At 62.0% G+C, this 4,731-nt stretch carries 5 protein-coding genes; all 5 read right to left on the bottom strand.

Going from position 1 to position 4,731, the window contains the following annotated elements; translation table 11 throughout:
* Positions 1–365: 365 nt before the first annotated feature.
* Complete coding sequence (locus F623_RS0112755) at positions 366–743, bottom strand: flagellar protein FliT (protein WP_018862848.1); 378 nt, start codon at positions 741–743, stop codon at positions 366–368.
* 48 nt (positions 744–791) lie between these two features.
* Positions 792–1,205 (bottom strand): flagellar export chaperone FliS, encoded by a 414-nt coding sequence (gene fliS, locus F623_RS0112760; RefSeq protein ID WP_018862849.1) that lies wholly within the window; start codon positions 1,203–1,205, stop codon positions 792–794.
* 38 nt (positions 1,206–1,243) lie between these two features.
* A complete protein-coding gene (gene fliD / locus F623_RS0112765; RefSeq protein WP_018862850.1) occupies positions 1,244–2,611 on the bottom strand; it encodes a flagellar filament capping protein FliD in 1,368 nt (455 codons plus the stop codon).
* 219 nt (positions 2,612–2,830) lie between these two features.
* Complete coding sequence (locus tag F623_RS13365) at positions 2,831–3,250, bottom strand: flagellar protein FlaG (protein WP_231367718.1); 420 nt, start codon at positions 3,248–3,250, stop codon at positions 2,831–2,833.
* 76 nt (positions 3,251–3,326) lie between these two features.
* A partial coding sequence (locus F623_RS13610) for a flagellin (protein WP_018868778.1) occupies positions 3,327–4,731 on the bottom strand: 1,405 nt, incomplete at its 5' end.

Below are 4,731 nucleotides of genomic sequence, written 5' to 3' on the forward strand. Positions count from 1 at the left end.
CTCAAGGCTCTGGGCAAGCGCGCCCTGCGAATTGCTCAGATTGCGCTGAGCATTCAGGGACATGATGTTGGTGTTGATGATCTGAGACATGGTCGTCCTCCCGAAAGACCTGTCGTACTCCCTCGACGGCTCTCGTCAACAGGACGACTCCGCTCCGTAGTCCATTAACGGCCATGGCCCCTTAATCTTTAACCTTGAAACAGGTATGGGTATGCACGGTGCGCCACTGCATCCAGCACCTTTTCGCCACACCCAGGACGGCGGGTTTTTACGGGTGACGGCTTGCAGACATGAAGCAGTTATTCAGCAATCCGGGGCGCGAATCGGCCGAGCACGGGACATCGGAGACGGAATGGTGCTACGCATCAGCCGCCCGGCTTCATCGGGCCGGAGCGCATGGTGTTGCGGCGGGTGGTCTCATAGGCGTTGGTGCCGCGCCGGCCGTCGCGCAGATCGCGTAGCTGGCGGCCGGCATCGGCGCGGCGTCTGGAAAGGTCCGGCAGGGTCTGCTGGTAGAAGGCCGACAGGTCTTCGAGCGCGCGGCGCAGTGTCGCGCCTGTGTCGTCGCGTAGCGGGACGGGCTCCTCGCCGAACGCGCGGTCGATCAGCACCCGTGCCTGCAGGTCCAGTTCCTCCAGGCGGTCCCAGTCTTCCTCCTGGAGCGCCTGGTCCATCAGGACGCGCACCGCCTGAACCGCGTCCTCCAGCGTGGCATCCGTTCCCGTATCGTCGCGTTTTGTCATGATCAGCGGACGACACCACGCGACAGGGGGGCGGTCAAGGCCTGCGGCTCAACCCGCCTTGCGCTGGCGCTGTTCGGGGGGGATGTCGTCCCAGCCCGCCTTGATCTCGCGCAGCAGCTTCGCGACCTCGTCCAGAGCCGCCGGGTCATTCTGCATATTGCCCTCCAGCAGGCGGCGGCTCATGTACTGATACAAAGCGTCGAGATTGCCGGACAGCTCGGGGTTGTGCTTGTGATCCAGCACCGCACGCAGTGACTCGACGATATCGATCGCCTTGCCGATCTTCTCGCCCTTCAGCCCCACGTTGCCCTGCTGCATCGCGCCTTTCGCCACGGCGATGCGCTCCAGAGCCCCCTCGAACAGCATCTGGATCAGCCGGTGCGGATCGGCCACCTGTGCCTCGGCCAAAGCGCCCGACTGCCGGTACTGGTTCACTGCCCGATTCGTCCCCGGTCCGTACATCTGCCTGTCTCCGTTATCCATTCACCGCTTGGCGGCGGTTATCGACGAGAGTTGTTGTTGGCCAGCGGCATATTGGCCAGCTGCCCCATCAGGAAATCGCTGCTGCTTTGCAGCCGGGCAACGGTCTGATCCATGCGCGAGAACTGTTGCACCAGGCGTTGCTCCATCTGCTCGATACGGTTGTCCAGTCGTTCACGGTCCTGCCCGATTCGACTCAGGTCGCTCTGCAACCCATCCGTACGCATCCGCAGAATACCTTCCGAACCCAGGAAGGAACTCATCACGTCGTTCATCCCGCCTGCGACCTGGCGCACCGTCTGCGTAACGTTTTCAAACCCGTCTTCCTCGACCGCCTGACGGAAGCGATCGGAATCGAAGCTCAGAGTCCCGTCGGAGTTTGTCGTGATGCCGAGTTCGGCGAACATGGTGTTGTTCGCTCCGGACACGTCGGCCCGCTGCATGAGTGCGGTGGACATCTGGCTCTGGATATTGCGTACCGTGCTGTCGCCCGTGAGGATCGAAGCCTGGCGTTCCTCCGAATCGTAGGCGGTCAGGTCGCGAATCTGCGAGATAATCGCGTTGTAGCTCTCAACGAAACCCGCCATCTGTTCGCGAAGGCCATCGCGGTCCTCGGATACCGTGACGTTCACCGGGCTGCTGGTCACCTGCCGCAACTCGATCTCCATACCCTCGATCGCGTCATCCAGCGTGTTGGAACTGCTGGTTACCGTCATGCCATTGATGGTGGCGATCGCATCGCGTGCCTCCTGGGTCTGCTCCAGGTTACTCGACGCCAGGCGCCCGATTCCCTCGTTGGATGGCTCCGGGTCGCCTTCCACCGTTACCGAAATCGTATTGTTCGCGCCCGTCTCGGTTGCGTTGAACACTAGGCGCGAGCCCTGCCCGTCGTTCACGATCGAGGCGGTCACACCCGCACCGGCAGCGTTCACGGCCTCGCGTACATCGCGCAAGGTGTCGCCTTCATTCACCTCGATCTGAAAGGACTTGCCGTCCCCCACCTGAATGTTCAGGGTGCCCGCCCCGACTTCGTCGTCGCGACTCTCGAATGCACCCGCCTGTGTGGCCAGCGACTGGGACTGTGCGAGCTGCTGTACTTCCAGCGACAGCCGGCCGTTGTCCGCCGTGCCATCGGTCGTGATCGAAGCGACCTCGTCGTTCGACATCTCGACGATCTGCTCCGGACGAAAGCGCGAAAGATCGGACATCGACTGCTGGGCCTGGTCGATACCGCTGCGCAGGGTGCCAAAGGCGGAAATCTGCGCCTCCAGCTTCTCCTCGCGCTGATTCATGCGCGATTCCCGCGGGGCCCTTTCCGCCTGGATCAACTCGCCTACCAGCTGATTCAGATCCAGGCCGGAGCCGACACCCAGTGAACTGATTGCCATAACGCTCTTACTCCTTGGTGCCCGGCGTCCCGAGCCCTCGCAACTGCGTATTACTACCCTTTACGACAGATTAGCCGAAATCTTGATGGTTCCCGCCGAAAATTTACCACGGCGCGCCCCTGCTTACCGGCGCACGCAGTTTCGCTCCCAAAAAAAGAAAAGCCGCACCCCAAAAGGCGCGGCCAAACGAAATGACACATTGCAGTTACAGCGTGGGCTTCAGGCCTTGTCCACCAGCCCGGTTCCTGTCAGCCCCTGCTCTTCCTGAAACTGCTCGACCAATGCCAGCACCGCTTCCGGAGGAATCTGGCGAATCACGTTCTCGCGGTCGCCGTCCATCACCGTAATGACGGTACGGCCGCTGACGTCATCCACCGAGAATTCGAGCGAACGCTTGCTGGACTGCAGGTACTCATTGATCGACTCCACCACCTTCTCGAGATCCGAGGCCTCGATCGGTGCGGGGGCGCGGGGCACCTCCGTGGATCGTTGCTCGGATCGGACCTCGCCGCCCGGATCGACGACGCGGCCCGAAGCACGAGAAAGCCCGGCGTCCAGGACCGGGCGACTGCCCGATTCCTGCCCGCGAGGGGTCATCAACGCTGGTGATGAAGTGACATTGCCCACCTGATCACTCATAGCACTGTCCTCGTCAGAGGGCTGGAGCGACCGGGTCTCCCCGGCCACTCCAACCTCGACCTACCTGGTTCCCTTCTTACTGCAGTAGGGCCAGGGCGTTCTGCGGGACAGCATTCGCCTGCGACAGCACCGAAGTACCGGCCTGCTGCAGGATCTGTGCCCGGGTCAGCTCGGCCGTCTCGGTCGCGAAGTCCGCATCGCGGATACGGGACCGGGATTCCTCCAGGTTCTCCGAGGTCTGCGTCAGGTTGGAGATCGTCGACTCGAAGCGGTTCTGGATCGCCCCGAAGTCACTACGGATGTCACTCACCGCGGTCAGCGCCGAGTCCACTCGCTCGATCACGTTGTTGGCGTTGGCGACCGTCAGCACATCCACATCGCTGAGATCACCGTCAGCCTCGACCGTGTCCGCGCCGAACATGGCTTCGCCCTGAGTACCGGAGAAGGTGATGCTGTTTGGCGAGATGATGCTCATGTTGCCGTCATCATCCAGGGTCACCCGACCGTTGTTGCCGATCGCGGCGGAAATGGCATCCGCCAATTCCTGCTTGTCGCTGTACTCACCGTCCGCGACGTTGATCACGGTGCCGTCCTCGTCATCGCCGAAGCGAATGCCGAAGTCGCCATCCACGGTGAAGGTATCGCCTTCCTCGCCATCTTCACCAGCCTCGCTGGTGCCGTCATCGAACAGGGCGGAAGAGAAGCTGGAGGCGTCCGAAATGACCGGCGCATCCACGCCATCGCCCGTGTCGGCGGTGGCGATCTCGATCCCGTCATCGGTGGCGGAAACCACATAGTCGCCACCCAGCTGGTCCTGGATCGCCGCCGCCATGTCATCCAGGGTGGCGTAGCCGTCAGCGCTGTCAAGCGTCACGGCATTGCCATCAACCTCGAAGCTGACCGTTCCGAAGGAACCTTGATCGCCAACACCATCCGAGATACCCGCATCGTCCGCATCGCTATTGGCTGCGGAGATCTCGACCGCATCACGCGTGGTCGTGTTCGTAACGGTTACATCGAATCCGTCGAAGGTTACCTCGTAGTCACCGCCGAGTTCAGCCTGCAGCGCAGCGGCAAAATTCTCCGCGTCAGCGTCTTCGGAAAAATCACCATCCAGGGTCACTTCTTGCCCGTCGACTTCGAACACGGCGTTGTCAGTGCTGAAATCGAGGTTCCCCGAGGTTTCGGTTCCGTCATTATCAAGCGTAAAAGTGATGGAGCCCCCGACCTCGGCCTCACTCAGGTCCTCACCCAGCAGGGCGGTCACGTCACCGGTCGTATAGGTACCCGGCGTGGCATCGGTACCCTCGGTGATGAAGTCGGACAGATCGACTTCGGCGGTGGCCAGTGCACCGATCGCGTTCAGGCGGGTGCTGGACTCCAGGCTCAGATCGATGGTCTCGCCCACATTGGCGCCCACCTGGAACTTGGCATCCCCAAAGCTGCCATCCAGGATCTTCTGGCCGTTGAACGAGGTCTGG

This window comes from Thioalkalivibrio sp. ALD1, from assembly GCF_000381245.1.
Lineage (GTDB): Bacteria > Pseudomonadota > Gammaproteobacteria > Ectothiorhodospirales > Ectothiorhodospiraceae > Thioalkalivibrio.